The 18883-nt window shown below is 69.3% G+C and carries 23 protein-coding genes and 1 riboswitch; of the genes, 12 read left to right on the top strand and 11 right to left on the bottom strand.

Annotation, left to right across the window (positions count from 1 at the left end; genetic code table 11):
- Positions 1 to 193 precede the first annotated feature (193 nt).
- Complete coding sequence (locus GVY39_RS14845) at positions 194 to 814, bottom strand: TetR/AcrR family transcriptional regulator (protein WP_159924587.1); 621 nt, start codon at positions 812 to 814, stop codon at positions 194 to 196.
- Between the two features lie 107 nt (positions 815 to 921).
- Between GVY39_RS14845 and GVY39_RS14840 the strand changes: the two genes are divergently transcribed.
- The 3 genes from GVY39_RS14840 (at position 922) to GVY39_RS14830 (ending at position 2483) form a co-directional block, all read left to right on the top strand.
- Positions 922 to 1569, top strand: a complete 648-nt coding sequence (locus GVY39_RS14840; RefSeq protein WP_159924589.1) for an FMN-dependent NADH-azoreductase — start codon at positions 922 to 924, stop codon at positions 1567 to 1569.
- Between the two features lies 1 nt (position 1570).
- Complete coding sequence (locus GVY39_RS14835) at positions 1571 to 1891, top strand: multidrug efflux SMR transporter (protein WP_159924591.1); 321 nt, start codon at positions 1571 to 1573, stop codon at positions 1889 to 1891.
- A gap of 151 nt (positions 1892 to 2042) precedes the next feature.
- A complete protein-coding gene (locus GVY39_RS14830; RefSeq protein WP_159924593.1) occupies positions 2043 to 2483 on the top strand; it encodes an OsmC family peroxiredoxin in 441 nt (146 codons plus the stop codon).
- Between the two features lie 68 nt (positions 2484 to 2551).
- On the opposite strand, the gene GVY39_RS14825 is transcribed toward GVY39_RS14830, so the two are convergent.
- The 4 genes from GVY39_RS14825 to mhuD form a co-directional block, all read right to left on the bottom strand.
- On the bottom strand, positions 2552 to 3034 hold the full coding sequence (locus tag GVY39_RS14825; protein ID WP_159924595.1) for a hypothetical protein: 483 nt from the start codon (positions 3032 to 3034) through the stop codon (positions 2552 to 2554).
- A gap of 35 nt (positions 3035 to 3069) precedes the next feature.
- Complete coding sequence (locus GVY39_RS14820; protein WP_159924597.1) at positions 3070 to 3861, bottom strand: CbtA family protein; 792 nt, start codon at positions 3859 to 3861, stop codon at positions 3070 to 3072.
- Positions 3852 to 4046 (bottom strand): CbtB-domain containing protein, encoded by a 195-nt coding sequence (locus GVY39_RS14815; RefSeq protein WP_159924599.1) that lies wholly within the window; start codon positions 4044 to 4046, stop codon positions 3852 to 3854. The genes GVY39_RS14820 and GVY39_RS14815 overlap by 10 nt, the downstream gene beginning before the upstream one ends.
- Before the next feature lie 30 nt (positions 4047 to 4076).
- A riboswitch (cobalamin riboswitch) is annotated at positions 4077 to 4229 on the bottom strand.
- 80 nt (positions 4230 to 4309) lie between these two features.
- Positions 4310 to 4624, bottom strand: a complete 315-nt coding sequence (gene mhuD / locus GVY39_RS14810) for a mycobilin-forming heme oxygenase MhuD (protein WP_159924601.1) — start codon at positions 4622 to 4624, stop codon at positions 4310 to 4312.
- A gap of 58 nt (positions 4625 to 4682) precedes the next feature.
- Here mhuD and GVY39_RS14805 point away from each other — a divergent pair, with 58 nt between their 5' ends.
- Positions 4683 to 5429 carry an alpha/beta fold hydrolase gene (locus GVY39_RS14805; RefSeq protein ID WP_159924603.1) on the top strand — a complete coding sequence of 249 codons (747 nt, stop codon included), beginning with the start codon at positions 4683 to 4685 and terminating at the stop codon, positions 5427 to 5429.
- Positions 5430 to 5499: 70 nt separating this feature from the next.
- Here GVY39_RS14805 and GVY39_RS14800 read toward each other — a convergent pair whose 3' ends face one another.
- A complete protein-coding gene (locus GVY39_RS14800) occupies positions 5500 to 6417 on the bottom strand; it encodes an A/G-specific adenine glycosylase (protein ID WP_370523793.1) in 918 nt (305 codons plus the stop codon).
- A 90-nt stretch (positions 6418 to 6507) separates the two neighbouring features.
- Here GVY39_RS14800 and GVY39_RS14795 point away from each other — a divergent pair, with 90 nt between their 5' ends.
- The gene (locus GVY39_RS14795; protein WP_159924605.1) at positions 6508 to 7131 is read left to right on the top strand and encodes a carbonic anhydrase; all 624 of its coding nucleotides are present in this window, start codon (positions 6508 to 6510) and stop codon (positions 7129 to 7131) included.
- Positions 7132 to 7254: 123 nt separating this feature from the next.
- Entirely contained in the window at positions 7255 to 7905 is a 651-nt protein-coding gene (locus GVY39_RS14790; RefSeq protein ID WP_159924607.1) for a hypothetical protein, read from the top strand.
- Positions 7906 to 7984: 79 nt separating this feature from the next.
- On the opposite strand, the gene radA is transcribed toward GVY39_RS14790, so the two are convergent.
- Both radA and GVY39_RS14780 read right to left on the bottom strand, forming a co-directional pair.
- Positions 7985 to 9382 carry a DNA repair protein RadA gene (gene radA / locus GVY39_RS14785; RefSeq protein ID WP_159924609.1) on the bottom strand — a complete coding sequence of 466 codons (1398 nt, stop codon included), beginning with the start codon at positions 9380 to 9382 and terminating at the stop codon, positions 7985 to 7987.
- A gap of 58 nt (positions 9383 to 9440) precedes the next feature.
- Positions 9441 to 10205, bottom strand: a complete 765-nt coding sequence (locus GVY39_RS14780) for a hypothetical protein (protein WP_370523792.1) — start codon at positions 10203 to 10205, stop codon at positions 9441 to 9443.
- A 511-nt stretch (positions 10206 to 10716) separates the two neighbouring features.
- Between GVY39_RS14780 and carD the strand changes: the two genes are divergently transcribed.
- The 6 genes from carD to GVY39_RS14750 all read left to right on the top strand — a co-directional run bounded on the left by carD (position 10717) and on the right by GVY39_RS14750 (position 15402).
- Positions 10717 to 11205, top strand: coding sequence for an RNA polymerase-binding transcription factor CarD (carD, locus tag GVY39_RS14775; protein WP_011206964.1), 489 nt, complete (start codon positions 10717 to 10719; stop codon positions 11203 to 11205).
- A gap of 2 nt (positions 11206 to 11207) precedes the next feature.
- Positions 11208 to 11933 (top strand): 2-C-methyl-D-erythritol 4-phosphate cytidylyltransferase, encoded by a 726-nt coding sequence (gene ispD, locus GVY39_RS14770; RefSeq protein ID WP_159924611.1) that lies wholly within the window; start codon positions 11208 to 11210, stop codon positions 11931 to 11933.
- Between the two features lie 2 nt (positions 11934 to 11935).
- A complete protein-coding gene (gene ispF / locus GVY39_RS14765) occupies positions 11936 to 12403 on the top strand; it encodes a 2-C-methyl-D-erythritol 2,4-cyclodiphosphate synthase (protein WP_159924821.1) in 468 nt (155 codons plus the stop codon).
- A gap of 64 nt (positions 12404 to 12467) precedes the next feature.
- Positions 12468 to 13874 carry a cysteine--tRNA ligase gene (cysS, locus tag GVY39_RS14760; protein WP_159924613.1) on the top strand — a complete coding sequence of 469 codons (1407 nt, stop codon included), beginning with the start codon at positions 12468 to 12470 and terminating at the stop codon, positions 13872 to 13874.
- Positions 13874 to 14848: a 23S rRNA (guanosine(2251)-2'-O)-methyltransferase RlmB gene (gene rlmB, locus GVY39_RS14755; RefSeq protein ID WP_159924823.1), complete on the top strand. Its 975-nt coding sequence runs from the start codon at positions 13874 to 13876 to the stop codon at positions 14846 to 14848. The genes cysS and rlmB overlap by 1 nt, the downstream gene beginning before the upstream one ends.
- 275 nt (positions 14849 to 15123) lie before the next feature.
- Positions 15124 to 15402, top strand: a complete 279-nt coding sequence (locus GVY39_RS14750; protein WP_159924615.1) for a DUF4190 domain-containing protein — start codon at positions 15124 to 15126, stop codon at positions 15400 to 15402.
- 99 nt (positions 15403 to 15501) lie between these two features.
- Here GVY39_RS14750 and GVY39_RS14745 read toward each other — a convergent pair whose 3' ends face one another.
- The 3 genes from GVY39_RS14745 to GVY39_RS14735 all read right to left on the bottom strand — a co-directional run bounded on the left by GVY39_RS14745 (position 15502) and on the right by GVY39_RS14735 (position 18637).
- Positions 15502 to 16308 (bottom strand): enoyl-CoA hydratase/isomerase family protein, encoded by an 807-nt coding sequence (locus GVY39_RS14745; RefSeq protein ID WP_159924617.1) that lies wholly within the window; start codon positions 16306 to 16308, stop codon positions 15502 to 15504.
- Positions 16309 to 16363: 55 nt separating this feature from the next.
- On the bottom strand, positions 16364 to 17536 hold the full coding sequence (locus GVY39_RS14740; RefSeq protein WP_159924619.1) for an acyl-CoA dehydrogenase family protein: 1173 nt from the start codon (positions 17534 to 17536) through the stop codon (positions 16364 to 16366).
- Between the two features lie 231 nt (positions 17537 to 17767).
- A complete protein-coding gene (locus tag GVY39_RS14735; protein ID WP_159924621.1) occupies positions 17768 to 18637 on the bottom strand; it encodes a metal ABC transporter permease in 870 nt (289 codons plus the stop codon).
- Positions 18638 to 18883 lie beyond the last annotated feature (246 nt).

Below are 18883 nucleotides of genomic sequence, written 5' to 3'. Positions count from 1 at the left end.
CGGCGTCTGCGGTGCGCTCGACGGCTGTGCGCCGACGTCCGTCCGGCAGGTCTGGCCGTGCCGGCCGGTTACCTTGTTCTGTCCGGGGCGCGGTGATCTGGCTGATGCGCGAACGCGGCCTGGCGTGAGCCACGGCAGGGAATCGACACGGTTGGTGGGCATTGTCCGTCAACGATGTCGTTTCGCGGATCGGTCACGACGCTCGGCCGTCAGCGAGAACGGTTTCGGCGATTACGCGAAGGGCGTCAGTGATCTGTTCGCAGGTCAGGCCGCGCGAGCGTTGTTGCTGATAGACCTCGGCGGCCAGCGGCGCGAGGAGTGCGTCGACCATCGCGGCCGGCTCCCGAATCCCCGCTGCCGTCAACAGCGCTCGCACATGGGCATACCAGAATCCGTAGGCGCCGGTCGCGAAGCGCGCTCCGCCGATTTCCGCGCCCAGCACGAGATGCGCGTGCGCGTCGAGCAATTCGACCATCGCCGCGTAGAACGCGGCCAGCCTTCGCGCGGGAGGAGCTCCGGGCCCGAGCGGCGGCGGGCCGGAGAGCAGTCGCTCTTGCAGTGCCCGCTCATGCTCGTCGAGCAGGGCTACCGCGACCGACGTGGTATCCGGATAGCGCCGGTACAGGGTGCCCCTGCCGACGCCCGCGGCCTTCGCGATGTCGTCCATCGTCACCGCCCGTGGGTCCCGCGTGGCGAAGAGTTCCGCGGCGGCGGCGAGCACTTTGGCGCGGTTGCGTGCCGCGTCCGCGCGTTCGGGCGGGGCCGCCGACGGGTCCGGCCCGGTGGCGGCGAGCAGGTCGGATCGGGGTTCCATGCCCCGACTGTAGCGGACTGGGCAATAAGTGGACAACATGTCCACTTATATTCTATCGTCGATTTCGGATGATTCGGACAGCGTGTCCACTTACTCGGAGGTTGACCATGAGCACTCTGTTGCACCTCGACGCCAGCGCCCGGCGGCACTCGATCAGCCGGGAGTTGAGCGCCGCCTTCGCCGAGGCGTGGCGCGTACGCCATCCGGACAGCGACTACCGCTACCGCGACCTCGCGGCCGAGCCGGTGCCGTTCATCGGGGAGGCGTGGACGCAGCTGTGTGACGCGGTGCTCGCCTTGCCGAGCACGGACGCGCGTCGGATCGGTGAGTTGGTTCGTACCCCGCAGCAGGCCGCCGCGTGGGAGATCGTCGAGCCGCTGCTGGCGGAGTTGCTCTCGGCGGACGTGATCCTGATCGGAACCCCGATGTACAACTACTCGATCCCGGCCTCGCTCAAAGCATGGCTGGACCAGGTCACCTTTCCGCGAATGTCGCTGGAGCACCGAAGGTTCATCGTGACGAGCGCCCGTGGTGGCGCGTACTCGCCGGGCGCTCCCAAAGCGGCCTACGACTACCAGGAGCGCTTCCTGCGAGACTTCTTCGCAGGTCATTTCGCCGTCTCCGACACCGTGTTCGTACACGCGGAACTCGCCAATTCCCGCCAAGATCCGGTGCTTGCGAATCGGCGTGCCGAGCACGACGAGTCCTACGCCCGAGCGTTGGCGACCGTTCGGGATCTGGCCGGGGAGTACTGAGATGAACTGGGTAGTCCTCGCCGTCGCCGGTCTGGTGGAGATCGCTTGGTCGCAAAGCATCAAACCGACCGAGAACTTCACCAAACCGGTGCAGACCCTGATCTGCTTCGTTCTGGGGGCCGCCGCCGTGTACCTGCTGTCCCGGGCCATGCAGACGTTGCCGGTCGGCACCGCCTACGCGGTGTTCACCGGGATCGGCGCCCTCGGGGCGATCACCCTCGGTGTCCTCGTCCACAAGGATCCGCTCGGTGCGGGCCGCGTGCTGGCGCTCGCGTTGATCCTCGGCGGCATCGTGCTGGCCAGGCTCACCAATCCGGCGTGACGGCACGGATTCGCTTGGTGCGCCCGGGGTTTACCGGCGTGTGCGAGCGATGCGCCGACGCGCGAGTGATCGGCGAACCGGTAGGCCGGGGCGAGGCGGCCGGGGTAGGTTCGTGCTGAATCGTCAAACGATCATCGGCGAAAGGACCGTGATGCCCACACGTACCGCGCGTACTGCCTGGACCGGCACCCTGCAGGAGGGTTCGGGACAGGTCGAACTGGCCAGTTCGGGGGTCGGAAAGTACGACGTGTCGTTCCCCAAGCGTTCCGCGGAGGAGGCCGACGGCACCACCAGCCCGGAGGAGCTGATCGCGGCCGCGCACTCCTCCTGCTACGCGATGGCGCTCTCGGCGCAGATCGGCAATGCCGGTGGCACCCCGGAAAGCTTGGACGTCACGGCCGACGTGACGCTCGGCCCCGACCCGGCGGGCGGCTTCCGGATCACCGGGATCAAGTTGACCGTCCGCGGTCGCGTCTCCGGCATCGACGCCGACGCCTTCCAAGCCGCCGCCGAGGCCGCAAAGGCGGGGTGCCCGATCAGCAAGGCACTGGCCGGGGTCGACCACATCACCCTCGACGCCGCTCTCGACTAGTTCTCGCACCACCGCTTCGTGCCCCGCGCCTTCGGTCGGAGGAGCGGGGCACGAACGCGTGAGGGGAGTCAGCGCTTGCGGAAGTAGCGGCGGGCCGGGCGGGTGTAGAGGGCGGGTACGGCGATCAGCACCGCGATGACGTGGACGCTGCGGAGACTCGCGAGCGGCACGGACGCCGGTGACGCGTCCCGGAAGAGGTCGCGCAGTTCGTTGGCGGACATGGCCGCGGCAAGCGGTTCGACGATCAGTGACAACAGGCCGAATACGCCGATGCCGACGGCGATCAGCAGGCGGGCCCAGCGGTCGCCGCGGGTCATGCGCACCGCCACGACCAGCACCAGAAGGTAGATCGCCGTGCGCACCGCCAGTCCGGCGGCAATGGTCGTCCGGTCGGTTTCGGGGAAAGCGAGCGCGGCCCGCACGACGGCTTCGGCGATGCCCGCCGCCAAGGCGACCGCCAAGGCGGCGAACGCGACGCGAACGGGGCGCGGTGGCGCAGCGGGGTGGTCACGCGACGATGCGGGCCAGACGGAAAAGGCGGTGCCGGTCATGGGGCCGACACTGCCTCAGCGTTTCCGGACGCGAATCACTCCGCGGTAGCGACGGCTGCCCCTACGGCGGTATCGGTGCGCGTAGCGAACTCGGTGAGGGCCGCGAAGCCCAAGGCCAAGCAGGCCCACAGCGTCGCCGTCTCGGCCAGTGACGCCACCCGGAACTGCCACAGCAGGGTGGCCGGGAAGTCCGCGCCCACCTCGTTCACACCGGGAAGCAGGACATAGCCGAGCGCGGTCACCAGCACGAACGCCGCGACGCCGCCGATCAGCCGGAACGTGGGAAGTTGGGCGCGCAGCGCGGTGAACACCGCCACCGCCGTGCCGACCGCCACGATCCCCAGCAGCACCGCCGCCAGCCACAACAGGGTGCGCTCGTCGACGGTGTCCGGATCGCCCACCGCGGGCGGGTTCGCCGGGTACTTGAAGAACGGGACCGCGACGATCGCGGCCCATCCCGCCAGACCGAGCAGCAACGTGAGCCGCGGCCCGGACAGCGTGGTGTAGCGCCGCGCGAAATGTGCGACAGAGGCGAAGACGGCGCCGAGCGCGACCCCGGCCAGTCCGAGCGCGAGGAATTGGCCGAACTTCTGGCCGCCGCGGCTCACCAGCGGTTCTTCCTCGTCACCGTGGGAATGCCCGCCCGGGGATTCGGCATGCTCGCCGTGTGTGTGCCCGGCGGCGGAACCCGCTTCCTCGATGGCGATGGCGGCGTCGAGTTTTGGTTCGCCGACGAAGTAACCGACTGTCGCGGCCAGCAGTCCGGCGATGAGGCCGGCCAGCAGGCCACGAAGCAGCAGTGTTCGGAGCGAACCGATCAGTGGCACGGAAGCCCCAGCAGGTGGCGTCCGTCGTGCATCAGCTCGTGCAAATACATCCCGCTGCGCGAGATGAGGCCCTGGTCGAATCCGACCAGGTAGAGCGTGAGCAGTGCGAGAAGAACGACACCGACCGTGACGAGCACGGTGGCCAGGGAGTCGGTTGCCCGGCTGGGTGAATGCGCGATGGCCATTCGAGTCCTCCTTGGGATACGCGTCCCGTCGGGTGGTGGGCGCGACGGTGCCGGTGTCTGGCTTTCCGGCACCGGACTCGGTGCATGGAACACAGTGGCGCGACCGCTCCGGAATCTCACCGGAATTACCGCATCACCCTCGCGTTTGTCCTTCGAACTGTGACATCTCACCGACCTCGGCGTCAACAGTGTCCGGCACGGGCGTACCACGGTGCCGGGCGAGTCGCCGGGCAGGCGGACCTGCCCGGCACCGAGTATTCGGCTCAGTCCGCCGGATTCGCGTCCACGTCCAGCACGACCTCGAACTCGAGCAGGGACGCGCCCGTCGAGACCGGCTTCTGGCGCTCGCCCGCGTGCGCCTCGCGGGCGGGCCCGTCCCGCCAGGCCGCGAAGGACTCTTCCGAATCCCACTGGGTCACAACGAAGTACCGCTTCTCACCGGCGACCGGGCGCAGCAGCTGGAAGCCGAGGAAGCCGGGTGAGCCCTCGACCGCGTGCGCACGGTGGGCGAACCTCTTCTCCAGCTCGGGGCCGGCGCCCTCGGGAACCTCGATCGCGTTGATCTTCACAACAGCCATGCGTCCAAGCTAGCGGCTGACGCCCAGCAGATGCTCGGTGCCTCGTATTGTCGAACCGATGTTGCACGACGAAGGCGGAGCAGGCGCGCCGATCCTGCTGCTGCACGGACTGATGGGCAGCGCCCGCACTTGGCGCGATCACCTGGGCTGGCTGCGCGAATACGGTCACGTCTACACCTTCGACGCCGCCGGGCACGGCAGGGCGGCGCCTGCGGAACTGACGACCGAGGCATTCGTCGCCGACCTCGCCGCGGGCACCGCCGCGATCACCGAGCCGATGGTGGTGATCGGACATTCGATGGGCGCGCTGCACGGCTGGGTGTTCGCCGCGACGCACCCGGACCGGGTCCGGGCGCTGGTGATCGAGGACATCGCGCCGGATTTCACCGGACGCACCGCCGCCGGATGGGCGGCGATGATCGAGGCGTGGCCGCAGCCGTTTCCCGACGACGAGGCCGTGCTGGCCTTCTTCGGCCCGGTCGCCGGGCGGTACTTCCTGAACTCGTTCCAGCGCGGGCCGCGGGGATACCGGCTGCACGGTTCGGTCGCGACCTTCCGCGACATCTCCGAGGAGTGGGGTACGCGCGACTTCTGGCCGCAATGGCATGCGGTGCGAGTGCCCGCCTTGCTGCTGGAAGGCGAGCACAGCATCACTCCGCCGGGACAGATGCGGCAGATGGTCGCCGCGCATCCAGGCGCCGACTACGTCCTGGTCCTCGGCGCGGGACACCTCGTGCACGACGACCAACCGGAGTTCTACCGGGCCGAGGTCGAGCGGTTCCTGCGGCGCGTGCTCGGCGGCTAGGGGCGAAGCGACCGGCGACGAGTAGTTCGGCCGCGGGGCTGCGGCCGAACCGCTCGCGGGCGGTTCCAGCTCAGCTGTTCGCCACGGGGGTGCCGCCCTCGCCCGCCAAGGCGAACAAGCCGTCGGGCGTCTGTTCGATCAGGCCGTCCACCAGCAACGAGTCCAGCGCGCGGTCGCGCTGGCCCGGGTCGCGAGTCCAGGCCAGGTCCAGACGCATCCGCTCCACCGGTCCGGTGGCGTGGCGCAGGACGTCCAGCAGGCGACCGCGTGCTTGGCGGTCGGTGCCCTCGTATTTCTGGGTGCGGCGGACCACCTCGCTCACCGGTCTGCCAGCGGTGACCCACGCGCAGCTCAGCAGCGGGCAGCGCGAGCAATCGGGGGTGCGGGCGGTGCACACGGTCGCGCCCAGTTCCATCAGGGCCGCGGAGAACACGGCGGCGCGGTCGACCTGGAGCGGCAGCAGCGCTTCGGTTTCCGGCAGGTCCCGGGAGGACGGGTTGCCCGCTTCCGCGCGGCCGTGCACCGCCCTGGCAACCACACGGCGGACGTTGGTGTCCACCACCGGAACCCGTTGACCATAGGCGAAACAGGCGACGGCGCGCGCGGTGTAAGCGCCGATCCCCGGCAGACCGAGCAGCACGTCCACGTCGGCGGGCACTTCGTCACCGTGCTCGGCCGCCAGTACCGTGGCGCACTCGTGCAGCCGCAGCGCTCGACGCGGATAGCCCAGCTTGCCCCAGGCGCGCAGCACCTCGGCCTGTGCGGAGGCGGCCATCGCCGAGGGGACCGGCCAGCGCGCCACCCACTCCCGCCAGATCGGTTCGACCCGCACGACCGGGGTCTGCTGCAGCATGATCTCGCTCATCAGGATCTGCCACGCGGTGACGCCGGGCCGCCGCCACGGCAGATCACGCGCGGTCTCCCCGTACCAGTCCAGCAACGTGTCCGCGTCGATGCCCTTCGGCACGCCCTTCCGCACTGCCCTCACTATCCCTGTCCTACTGCCGCCAGGCGGTATTTGCCCACCTGTAACCAATCGAACTCGCTGGTAACGCAAGTGTTGTGCACAATGGTCGGTATGCCGGATTCCAACCCGATCAGTGCCTGGAAGTCCTTGCGTGAAGGCAACGAGCGTTTCGTCAGCGGTGCGCTGCTGCATCCTAGCCAGGGTGCCGCGCACCGGGCCAAGCTCGTCAGCGGCCAGCATCCGCAAGCGATCTTGTTCGGTTGCGGCGACTCCAGGGTCGCCGCCGAATTGATCTTCGACCAGGGCCTCGGCGACATGTTCGTGGTGCGCACCGCGGGCCATGTGGTCGACAGCTCGGTCCTCGGTTCGATCGAATACGGGGTGCAGGTGCTCAACGTGCCGCTCATCGTAGTGCTCGGGCACGACAGTTGCGGAGCCGTGAAGGCCACCATCGACGCGCTGGACGGCGGCGAGGTGCCGGGCGGGTTCATCCGCAGCGTGGTCGAGCGGGTCACGCCGTCCATTCTGATCGGACGACGCGAAGGCCTGTCCACCGTCGACGAGATCGAGGCCAGGCACGTCGTGGAGACCAGCCGCCTGCTCATGCAGCGGTCGATGATCATCTCCCAGGCGGTGGCGACCGGTGAGTGCGCCATCGCCTCCGTCACCTACAAGCTGGCCGAGGGCAAAGTGCAGTTGCACCGCGTCGTGGGCAACATCGGCGAGGAGGTCTGACCGGCGGCGCGCCCGCGATTCGCCCAGCGTGCCGGCGGAATGTACTCGTCGCTGCTGGGGGCGGGTGGCCGACACGCCGTGCCCCTGAGACGATGCGCCCGATTCTGCCCTTACCGTTGAGGCGTGCTGGAACCGAATGGACCGCTGCCACCGGAGATCTATTGGCGTCGCCGCGCGTTCGCCATCGGAGTTCTGGTGGTCGCGCTGGCGCTGGTGATCTGGGTCGTGCTCGCGGTCGCGCGCGGCGGTGACTCGCCCGGTGACACCAAGTCCGCCGGGTCCAGCTCGGTCGTGGCCAAGCCCGCCGACGCGGCGGCCAAGCCGTCGGGGGATTCCGGCGCGGCGAAGTCCTCCGCGGCGAGCACCAGCGCCGCAGCGGCGGGCCCTTGCCCGGACCAGTCGCTGGCGATCAAGGTGACCGTCGAGCAGCCCACCTACAAGACCGGTGAGCAGCCGGTGTTCGGCATCGTCATCACCAACATCTCGTCGGTGGCGTGCACCCGCGACATGGGCTCGGGTCTGCAACAGGTTTCGGTGCACACGCTCGACGGCCAGCGGCGCCTGTGGTCGAGCACCGACTGCTACCCCGACGGCCAGCCCGACGTCCGCACGATGAATCGCGGTGAGCAGGCGGCGTTCACGGTGACCTGGTCGGGCTCTACTTCCCAGCCCAATTGCGCGGGCGAGCGTGTCCAGGTCCCGCCGGGGGCCTACAACGTCGTTGCGCAACTGGGGTCGGTACGCAGTGCGGCCGAGCCGTTCAACATCGCCTGAGTCGTCTCGGTTTCCAGCGGCTACGACGCTGGGTGTTCTGAATGGCTCATGATGGTGACGTGCCCGGCAGCCGGTCGAATCAGATGGCGGCCTCTTCCGGGGCGGCGCGGAGTTTGCGTAGACCGGCTATGCGGATGGCGGAGCGGAGGTCGGTGACCTCGTGGATCCTCATGGTGCTTTTCACCGGGGTGAGTCCGGGAGGCACCAAGGCGGTGGTGAAGCCCAGGCGTTCGGCTTCGGCGAGTCGGCGGTTGAGGCCGGTCACCTTGCGGACCTCGCCCGCGAGTCCGACCTCGCCCAGGATCACCCAGCCCGGCGGAATCGCGACGTCGGACTCCGCGCTGGCGATGGCGAGCGCGATGGCCAGGTCGGCCGACGGCTCGACCAGCCGCATACCGCCGACCGTCGCGGCGTAGACGTCGCTCTTGCCGAGGAATACCCGGCCACGGCTCTGCAGGACCGCAAGCACCATGGCGACCCGGTTGTAGTCCAGTCCGCTCACCGCGCGCCGCGGCTGCGGTATCTCGGTCTTCACGGTCAGGCCCTGCACCTCGCCGACCAGCGGGCGCTTGCCGTCCATCGCGACGGTCACCGCCGTGCCGGGCACCGAATCCGTCCGGTGGTGCAGGAACAGGCCGGACGGGTCGTCGACACAGGCGATGCCGTCCTCGTGCAGCTCGAAGCAACCCACCTCGTCGGCGCTGCCGAAGCGGTTTTTGATGCCGCGCACCATGCGCAGCGTGGAGTTCTTGTCGCCTTCGAAGTGCAGGACGACGTCGACCAAGTGCTCGAGCGTGCGCGGGCCCGCCACGCTGCCGTCCTTGGTGACGTGCCCGACCAGCAGCACCGCGATCCCGCTGGCCTTGGCCAGCGAGGTCAGCGCGGCGGTCACCTCGCGTACTTGGGTGACACCGCCGATCACGCCGTCCACCTGCGGGGCGAGCATGGTCTGGACCGAGTCGACCACCAACAAGGTCGGACGCACCTGCTCGACGTGTCCGAGCACGATCGACAGATCCGATTCGGACGCCAGATAGACCCGGTCGTGCACCGCGCCGGTGCGATCGGCCCGCAACCGGACCTGCCCCGCCGACTCCTCCGCGGTGACGTACAGCGCCTTCTCGTCACGCTGGGCCGCCCAGCGATGCGCCACCTCGAGCAGCAGCGTCGACTTGCCCACCCCCGGCTCGCCGGACAGCAGCACCACGGAGCCGGGCACGACCCCGCCGCCGAGCACTCGGTCCAGCTCGGTGACGCCCGTCGGCCTGGCTCTGGTGACCTTCGAGTCGATCTGGGAGATAGGCGCGGCCGCGGTGCTCGGCAACATCGCCTTGCGTCCCGGTGAACCGACCGCGCCCGCCCCGACGACTACTTCGTCGACGGTGCCCCATGCGCCGCACTCAGGGCACTTGCCGACCCACTTGGCGACTTCATGGGAGCAGGCGGAGCAGCGGAAGGTCGGCTTGGTCTTGGCCACACCGGCACCATACGCACCGCCGCTGACAGTGTTCGTCTTCCAGCGACTGCGCCGGGACTCAGTGACCGCCGCCGTGTCCGGCTTCGGCCGGGCCGGACTTGTCGGACTGGTGGCGCTCGGTGTGCAGCCCCGCGTCGACGGGGACCTGGACCTGGACGGTGCCGTTCTGCTTGAAGTTGAACGAGACGTTGTAGGTCAGGCCGGGAGTGATGTCCCTGGTCAGGCCGGTGATCTCGATCATGATCGGCTCGGCCTCGGGGTCGGCGGCGGGCTGGGAGCCGTGCTCGTCCGAACCGTGCGAATCGGCGGTGGTGGTCGGCGCGGTGGTGGTCGGCGCGGCGGGGCGCGCAGTGGTGGTGGGTGCTCCGGCGGTGGTGGTCGGCGCTGCGGTGGTGGTCGGCGCGGCCTCGCGCTTGACCGGGTGATCGGCTGCGACGACGGTCTGCTGGGGGGCGATCTCGACGACGGACTTGCCGGCGGCCGAGGTGATCTTGACGGTGCCGAGGTCGGTGGTGATGCTGGTCAGCTCGTCGCGAACGGACTCGCTGTTGTTGATGACCGACAGCGCGATGAGCGCCTTGCCGCCCTTCGCGTTGTTGTAACCGGTGCCCTCGGCCGGGTACACGATGTGCACGTTGCGCAGCGCGATGCGGCCGACGTCGGCGTAATTGCCGTTCACGGCGGCGACCTGGTCGGCGGTCTGCGAGATCTGGCCCGCGCCGCAGCCGGACAGCGCGATCGCCGCTCCGGCGGCGAGTGCGGCAACCGTCACCATGCGACGTCGCGCCCCCTTCGGGGCGGTCACAGCTTTCAGGGCAGTCACGGGTTGTCCCTCCATGTCGACCGGGCTCTGCTCCGCGCGGGAGCGTAGTAACTAGGCAGCGTAGTAGTTCCCTCGGCGGCGCGGGCGCGGGGGCTGTGTCAACTCCACCTCCGGTGGCTGGTCGACTCAGCCTCCGGCGGCTGGCCGACTCAGCCTCCGGCGGCTGGCCGACTCAGCCTCCGGCGGCTGGCCGAACTCCGCCTCCGGTGGCGTGCGCGGGACATCCTGGAGCGCGGCGGCGTGCGGCAGGGCAGGGGAGCGGTCCCCGACACTCGGCGCTTCGATAACAGTTCGGTCGAGGTTCGGGAGATTGCCACGAAGGTGCCGGGCCACCACGGGCGGGCGACGCCGGTAGAGCCGGGAGATAACTCGTTCCGGCACAACGTAATGCACACCGCCTGGCATCTGTCAAGCCCTGCGGTTGCCTCGTTGTGGCCCTGACCTGCACAGTTGATCGCGCCGTTATCGAGTCGCATGTTAAACTGTGAACATCGAAAGGGGCACGGGACACATGATTTTTAAGGTCGGAGACACCGTCGTTTACCCCCACCACGGAGCGGCGCTGATCGAAGCAATCGAGACTCGCACCATCAAGGGTGAGCAAAAAGAGTATCTGGTCCTGAAGGTCGCCCAAGGCGATCTCACTGTTCGGGTTCCCGCGGAGAACGCCGAATACGTCGGCGTGCGTGACGTCGTGGGTCAGGAGGGTCTCGATCGGGTCTTCCAGGTGCTTCGTGCGCCGCATACGGAGGAGCCGACCAACTGGTCCCGCCGCTACAAGGCCAACCTGGAGAAGCTCGCCTCCGGCGATGTGAACAAGGTGGCCGAGGTCGTTCGCGATCTGTGGCGCCGGGAGCAGGACCGCGGCCTCTCCGCGGGTGAGAAGCGCATGCTGGCCAAGGCTCGGCAGATCCTGGTCGGTGAGCTCGCGCTGGCCGAAGGCACCGATGACGGCAAGGCTGAGACCCTGCTCGATGAGGTCCTCGCAGCGGCTTCCTGACCGTGAACACACCTGACAACGGTGTCCGTTCCACCGACGGACCCGTCGTTGCTCTGGTGCCTGCCGCCGGCCGTGGCGTGCGTCTGGGTGAATCGAAACCCAAGGCGTTCGTCGCGGTCGGCGGCACACCCATGGTCCGGCTCGCCGTCGAAGGCTTGATCGCCTCCGGCGTGGTCGACCGGATCATCGTGATGGTTCCCACCGAGCTCGTCGACAGCGCCGTTGCCCTGCTGCCGCCCTCGGATTCGGTGCAGGTGGTCGTCGGCGGCGCCGAACGCATCGACTCGGTGCGAGCGGGTCTCGCCGCCGCGCCCGACGCCGCCTACTTCTTGGTGCACGACGCCGCCCGCGCCCTCACGCCGCCCGAGCTCATCGCTCGCGTCGCGGCGGAGTTGCGTGCGGGCCGTCCTGCCGTGGTTCCCGGGCTTCCGGTAGCCGACACCATCAAGTCCGTCGACGCGGCCGGTGCGGTCACCGGCACTCCCGACCGCGCCCGGTTGCGCGCCATCCAGACGCCGCAGGGTTTCGCGGCCGATCTGCTGCGTTCGGCCTACGCGACCGAGGGCATCCAGGCCACCGATGACGCGGGGCTGGTGGAGCGGCTCGGTGTCGGAGTCCACACGATTGCCGGCGACCCGCTGGCCTTCAAGATCACCACTCCGCTCGACCTCCGGCTCGCCGACGCGGTGCTCGACGGTGCGAGCGTCGGACGGGCGGTGACGCCGTGACCATGCGCGTCGGCATCGGCAGCGACGTCCATCCGATCGAAGCGGGCCGGCCCTGCTGGATGGCCGGTCTGCTGTTCGACGGTGACGACGGCTGCGCGGGTCATTCGGACGGTGACGTCGCCGCACACGCGCTGTGCGACGCGCTGCTGTCCGCGGCGGGCCTCGGCGATGTCGGCGCGGTGTTCGGCACCGGACGCCCGGAATGGGCGGGTGTCTCCGGCGCGGCCATGCTGAAGGAAGTGCGCAGGCTGCTGGGCGAAGCGGGCTTCGAAGTGGTCAACGCCGCGGTGCAGGTGATCGGCAATCGTCCCAAGATCGGGCCCCGGCGCGCCGAAGCGCAAAAGGTGCTCGGCGAGCTGCTCGATGCCCCTGTTTCGGTGTCCGGCACCACCACCGACGGCCTCGGTCTGACCGGCCGCGGCGAGGGCGTCGCCGCTGTGGCGACGGCCCTGCTGCAAGCCTGTCGTTGATCCTGCTCCGGCGGACCCGAGCCGGTCCGTGAACGACCGTATACACCAGCTAGGATCGACTGCCGTGACGCTGCGCCTCTTTGACACCGACACGCGGACCGTGCGCGATTTCGCGCCCTTGGTCCCCGGCCGTGCGTCGGTGTACCTCTGTGGCGCCACCGTGCAGGGTGAACCGCACATCGGCCATGTGCGCAGCGGAGTCGCGTTCGATGTGCTGCGACGCTGGTTGCTGGCGCACGACTTCGACGTCTGGTTCATCCGCAATGTCACCGATATCGAGGACAAGATCCTGACCAAGGCCGCCGAGGCGGGCAGGCCGTGGTGGGAGTGGGCCGCCACGCACGAGCGCGCCTTCGACCGCGCCTACGAACGGCTCGGCGTGCTGCCACCGTCCGCGGAGCCCCGTGCCACCGGCCACATCACCCAGATGGTCGAGATGATGCGGCGGCTGATCGACCGCGGTCACGCCTACGCCTCCGCGGGGAATGTCTACTTCGACGTGGTCAGCTTTCCCGACTACGGCAAGCTGTCGGGCCACCGGCTCGATGACGTGCACCAAGGTGAGAGCGCGGGCGAGGGCAAACGCGACCCCCGCGACTTCACCCTGTGGAAGGCGGCCAAGCCGGGCGAGCCCAACTGGCCGTCGCCGTGGGGCCCCGGCCGCCCCGGCTGGCACCTGGAGTGCTCCGCGATGGCCGGGTTCTATCTCGGCCCGGAATTCGACATCCACTGCGGTGGCATGGACCTGGTGTTCCCACACCACGAGAACGAGATCGCCCAGTCGAAGGGCGCGGGCGACGGATTCGCCAGGTACTGGCTACACAACGGCTGGGTGACCATGGGCGGGGAGAAGATGTCCAAATCACTGGGCAACGTGCTCTCCGTGCCGAACGTCCTTAAGCAGGTGCGTGCCGTCGAGCTGCGGTTCTACCTCGGCAGCGCGCACTACCGCTCGATGCTGGAGTACTCCGACAAGGCGCTGCACGACGCGGCGCAGTCCTATCAGCGCATCGAGGCGTTCGTGAACCGGGTGGTGGACCGGGCCGGCGAGATTCCGGTCGGCAAGTGGACCGACGCGTTCGCCGCCGCCCTCGACGACGACCTCGCGGTGCCCAAGGCCCTGGCGGAGATCCACCGCGCCGTGCACGAGGGCAACAAGGCGTTGGAAGTCGGCGCGATCGACTTCGCGCGCGATCTGGCGAGCCAGGTGCGCGCCATGCTCGGCGTCCTCGGTGTCGACCCGCTCGACCCGCACTGGTACGCCCCGAGCGATTCCTCCGCCGCGCTCGACGCGCTGGACGTGCTGGTGCGCGCGGAACTCGACCGCCGTCAGGAGGCCCGGGCCACCAAGGACTGGTCGACCGCCGACGCCGTGCGCGATCGGCTCCAGTCCGCGGGCATCGACGTCACCGACACCGCCAGCGGTCCCGAATGGGCCCTCGGCGCACCGCAATCCGGAAAGGCCAAATGATGGCAGGCAATTCGCAGCGCCGAGGTGCGGTTCGCAAGAGCGGTAGCAAGAAGGGCGCCGTGGTCGGCTCCGGCGGCAAGCGCAGGCGCGGGCTGGAGGGGCGTGGCGCGACGCCGCCCGCCGAGATGCGCACCAAGCATCCCGCCGCCAAGCGAGCGGCGGTGAAAGCCAAGAGCGCGCAGGCTCGTTCGTCCGCGCGCGGCGGGGCCAGGCCCGCGGGACGCAAGAGCGATGACGGTCCGGAGTTGGTGCTCGGGCGCAATCCGGTGGTCGAGTGCCTGCGTGCGGGTGTGCCCGCGACGGCGCTGTACGTCGCGGTGGGCACCGAGAACGACGACCGGTTGACCGAGAGCGTGCGGTTGGCCGCCGATACGGGCATCTCGATCCTGGAGGTGCCGCGCACCGACCTGGATCGAATGAGTTCCAATGGATTGCACCAGGGCGTCGCTCTTCAGGTGCCGCCGTACCGCTACGCCCACCCGGACGACCTGCTCGACCGGGCACGTGGTTCCGCGGAGCCCGCGCTGCTGGTCGCGCTGGACAATATCTCCGATCCGCGCAACCTCGGTGCGGTGGTGCGTTCCGTGGCGGCCTTCGGTGGGCACGGCGTCCTGATTCCGCAGCGGCGCAGCGCGAGCGTCACCGCGGTCGCCTGGCGTACCAGCGCGGGCGCCGCCGCTCGGCTCCCGGTCGCCCGCGCGACGAATCTCACGCGCACACTGAAGGATTGGGCGGCTCAGGGAGTTCAGATCGTCGGCTTGGACGCGGGTGGCGACACCACCTTGGACGACTTCGACGGCCGCGAGCCGATCGTGATCGTGGTCGGCTCGGAGGGCAAGGGCCTTTCCCGCCTGGTCCGGGAGTCGTGTGACTCGATCTTGTCGATTCCGATGGCGGGCCCGGTGGAATCGCTGAACGCGTCGGTCGCCGCCGGAGTGGTGCTCTCCGAAGTCGCCCGGCAACGCCGCGCCTGAGGACGTTGCGCCGCTCGTCCGGCCTGCCTGCCGTCGACCGCGGAAGCGTGTGCTGCCTGCCGACGGCGGCGATGGCCAGGTGCGAGCCGCTCTCGGGGACCCCATGCCCTGTTCCCTTGCGCGACAACTTGTTTCGCAGGAACGCGGGTAACTCACCGCGTAGTCCTAGAACCGGATCGGGCGCCGAACCCAAGACCTGCAAGGGAATCCGGCGATACCCGACTCGTATGGCCTAAAGACCCGGAGAGGCGGACGAGCCCAGTAGAATTCGGCTGGTGGTGATACCCAATCAGCCCATCGGTTCGCCGGTCGAGCATCCGAACGCGACGGCGGTCTTGTTTCTCGGCGCGGTGAGCGTCTTCTGCTGCGGCGTGCTGGGGCCGGTGGCGTGGGCACTGGGGCGGCGCGCGCTCGACCAGATCGAGGAATCCGGCGGTGCGCTCGGTGGTCGCGCCCAGGTGATGGTCGGCTACATCCTCGGCATCGTCGGCACCGTTCTGATGATCATCTTCGCGGTGCTGTTCCTGCTCATTCTCCTCGGCGGCAACGCCTGAGCCGCGCAGCCGGACGGAGGCCGTCCACCGCGGTCGAGACAGTCGCACAGCGGGCGAGTGCGGCGCGACTGCGCCGAAGCTCCGCGCCGGGCCGAGTCCCTAATCCAGGCTGGGCCGCTCGCGGTCCGCTGCATCCCAGGCGGGCCATTCCGTGCTGACGCTGCCGGACCAGCTGGGCTGTCTGCGATCCCGGAAGGCTGCCATGGCCTCGCCGCCGTCGATGCTCTTGGTCGCATGCTGGTTGAGTTCGGTCTCCAGTTGACCGACCACCGTGGGGCTCATTCCGAGCCCCTCCCAGAGCAGCCGCTTGGATAGCGCCACCGGTAGCGGGGCCGAGCCGTTCGCGATGTCGTGCGCAACGGCGAGGGCGGTCGGTAACACCTCGCTCGCGGGCAGCGAGCTGTTGGCCAAGCCCATCGCTTTGGCTTCGTCACCATCGAACGTGCGCCCGGTCAGCATGATGTCGGCGGCGTTGGCCATGCCGACGAGCCTGGGTAGCGTCCAGTGCGCGTAGCCGTCGGCCACGACGCCGCGGCGGACCTGGTTCAGCCCGTACACCGCGTCGCGCGCCAGGTATCGCAGGTCGCATTGCAGGGCCAGCGCCAAGCCGATGCCCACCGCGTGGCCGTTCACGGCCGCGATCACCGGTTTGCGCACTCGCCACGGAGGCGGGGCGATCGTGGCGCTGACCTCCCCGACTCGATTGGATAGGTCCGCGCCCGCGCAGAACGCGGGCGGGGTGCCGGTGACGATCACGGCACGGATGGCGTCTTCCGCATCGCAGCGTTGCAATGCGGCGCCCAATTCGGCGGCCATCGTGGGAGTGAACGCGTTCTGCTGCGCGGGCCGATTGAGCGTGAGCACGGCGACGCCCCGGGAGACATCGACGTGCAGTTCCGAACTCATGCCTCAGGATGTTAGCCGACGGACGCGGACCTGACGTGGGGCCGAAAGTCCTCCGCTATCCGCGCAGGACCTTTCGCCCGATGGCGTACTTGTGCACCTCGGTCGGCCCGTCGTAGAGCCGGAACGCGCGCATGTCCCGGAAGATCATCTCGACCACCGTCTCGTCGCTGATGCCGATGCCGCCGAGCACCTGTACACACCGGTCGGCGACCTTGAACAGTTCCTCGGAGACGAACGACTTGGCGATCGAGCTCTCGTGCCGCGCCTTCGCCCCGTTGTCCATCAGCCAGCAGGCGTGCCAGATGGTCAGCCTGCACTGGTGCAGCGCGATCTCGTTATCGGCCAGCATGAACGACACGCCCTCGTGTTCGCCGATCGGCTTGCCGAACGCGGTGCGGGTGCGCGCGTGCTCGACCGCGATGCTCTGGGCGCGTTCGGCGGCGCCGAGCCAGCGCATGCAATGGGTCAAGCGGGCCGGTGCGAGCCGGAGCTGGGCGTAGCGCAGCGCCTGGCCCGCCTCGCCGAGCAGCGCCTCCCTGGGCAGGACCAGGTTGTCGAAGCGGACAACACCGTGCCCGGCGACGTAGTTGCGGTCCATCGTGTTCATCGTGCGTTCGATGACGATGCCGGGCTGATCGCCGTCGGTGAGGAACAGCGTGGGCCCCTCGGGCAAGTGCGGGTTGGCGGCCAAACGCGCCATGATGATCCAGGTCTTCGCGCCGTTGGCGCCGGTGATCAGCCATTTGCGCCCGTTGACGGTGAAGTTCTCGCCGTCGAAGGTCGCTTCGGTGGTCAGCTGGGCGGGGTCGGAGCCGGCGCCGTCGGGCTCGGTCATGGCGAAGACCGAGCGCTGGTGGCCCGCGACCACCGGGGCCAGATGACGCCGCACCTGGTCGGGGTCGGCCACCTTGGACAGCAGGAACATGTTGCCCTCGTCGGGCGCCGCGCAGTTCATCGCGACCGGGCCGAGCGTGGACCAGCCCGCCGCTTCGTAGATCACCGCCTGCTCGACGTGGGTCAGTCCGCGCCCGCCGAGCCCTTCGGGCGCCTGCACGGTGAGCAGCTTCTCGGCGCGCGCGAGTTCGACGAGTTCCTGGCGCAGCTCGTCGGTCGGGCCGTGCGCGGTCAGGCGCGGGTCGCGCTCGTAGGGGACGATCTTGTCGATGACGAATCGGCGTACTCGATCGCGTTCGGCGGCGAGTTCGGCGGGAATCGCGAAGTCGATCATCGTTGGTCACCATTCGTTCGGGGGCGTGATGCGTCGAGCATACGAAAACCCTGGCAAGTGACTGAAGGCGGCCGCCATCAAAGTGATGCCGGCGTGGCGCTGCCACGCTGAACTGCGCGGGATATCCAGGAGCGCGGCCTTCCTGTACGCATCTGCCTACCCGTGCGGCCTGCTATCGACGCGAGTCGAGGTCCGCAGCGGCCAGCGCCCACCGGGTCTGGTGAGCGGTCTTCAGCGGGCGGGGGCGAGGCGGCGGTTGCGGGCGCCGAGCAGGCGGCAGGCGAGGTAGGTCAGGAACGAGATCGTGGTGACGAAGGTCGAGACGGGGACACCCGGCGCCAGCGACAGCAGGATGCCGCCCACCGCGGCCACTTCCGCGAACACCACCGCGAGCACCGTCGCCCGGACCGGGTTCGCGGTGAGCTGCGCCGCCGCGGCGGCCGGGGTGATCAGCAGGGCGAGAACGAGCAGCGCGCCGACGATCTGTACCCCGAAGGCCGCCGTGATGCCCAGCAGCACGGCGAACACGATGGACAGCGCCCGCACCGGAACCCCGCGCGCCACCGCCACCTCCGGATCGGAGCTGGCGAACAGCAGCGGCCGGTAGACGAACGCGAGCACCGCGATCACTCCGGCGGTGCAGACCGCGAGCAGGCCGATGCCGTTGTTGCCGACGCTGACCACCTGTCCGGTGAGCAGCGAGAACTTCGAGCCCGCGCGATCGGGGCCGAGCCACAGGAACAGCACCGAGAGCCCCAGCCCGAACGAGAGCACCACCGCGATCACCGAATCGCGTTCGCGTGCCCGGGTGCCGAGCAGCCCGAACAACACCGCGGCGACCACCGACCCCGCGATGGCGCCGACACCGACCCCGATACCGGCCAGCAGCGCCGCGGCGGCGCCGGTCAGGGACAGCTCGCTGGTGCCGTGCACCGCGAACGACATCTGCCTGCTGATGATCAGCGGACCGATCACCCCCGACAGCAATCCGAGCAGGGCCGCGGCGAGCAGCGCCTGCTGGACGAACCCGTAGGAAAGCAGGTTCGCCGTGGTACCGAAATCCAGCATCTTGTCGAGAACGCCGGAGAGCTTGTCGGTCACGAACGCACTCCGCTCTGATCCGGGTCAGCGGCCGGCCGGGCCGGGCCGCCTCCGTCGCCGTCCACGGTGGCGGCCGGCTCCACGGAAGGTCGTCGGGCCGGGGCAGCGCCGTTGGTGTCCGACGACTCGCTCGAAGCGGAAGCGGTCGTTGCCGGGCCGGCGGAGGATGTACTGTTCACCGGCGCATCGCCCGTTGCCGCGGTTACCTCCGGCGTGGCGACGCCGTGTGCGAATTCGTCGCCCGCC

Source organism: Nocardia sp. CY15 (assembly GCF_009829295.1).
Taxonomy (GTDB): domain Bacteria; phylum Actinomycetota; class Actinomycetes; order Mycobacteriales; family Mycobacteriaceae; genus Nocardia; species Nocardia sputi.
This window is presented reverse-complemented; position numbering and strand designations above follow the sequence as displayed.